This window comes from Brachyspira sp. SAP_772 (genome assembly GCF_009755885.1).
Taxonomy (GTDB): domain Bacteria; phylum Spirochaetota; class Brachyspiria; order Brachyspirales; family Brachyspiraceae; genus Brachyspira.
The window spans coordinates 1-521 of sequence record NZ_VYIX01000373.1; the positions used below are offsets into that span (position 1 = coordinate 1).

Annotated in this window: 2 protein-coding genes; one reads left to right on the top strand and one right to left on the bottom strand. The window is 24.7% G+C overall.

The genetic code is table 11. From position 1 onward, the window contains the following. Window positions 1–234: glucose PTS transporter subunit EIIB (locus GQX97_RS14580; RefSeq protein WP_198391287.1), on the bottom strand; the 234-nt coding region annotated here is incomplete at its 3' end. Between the two features lie 161 nt (window positions 235–395). Between GQX97_RS14580 and GQX97_RS14585 the strand changes: the two genes are divergently transcribed. Next, window positions 396–521 (top strand): LacI family DNA-binding transcriptional regulator (locus GQX97_RS14585; protein ID WP_157152384.1); only part of this gene is annotated, 126 nt, incomplete at its 3' end.

Consider the following 521-nt stretch of genomic DNA (forward strand, 5'->3'; position numbering starts at 1 on the left):
AACCTCAGCATAAACTTTATTTACAACCCCAGTTCCTAATATTATCTGATACTGTCCAGAATTAAAAAATACTCCCTTAACACCATCTATCTTTTGAACATCAGAATCTTTTATGCTCTCTCTGTCTTTTACTATTAATCTTAATCTAGTAGCACAGAAAGCAGCAGATATGATGTTTTCTTTATTTACTACTCTAATAATTTCTTCAGCGGTTTTTTTATAATTWATAGCCATAATAAAAATCCTAATATATATGTAATCGGTTACATATTATTTTATCATATTTTWATATACTGTCAACTATAATTAAAAAAAATTTACAAAAAATAAAGTTGCATATTTGATTTTTAATATAAAAGATATATACTCTCTAAAAATACAGAATAAGAGTTCTAATGATGAAAACTGAAAACAAAAAAATAACAATGAAAGAAATAGCAGAACTTGCTGGTGTTACAAAAACTACAATATCAAGATACTTTAACGGCGGATATATAAAAAAAGAAACTAAAGAAAAAATT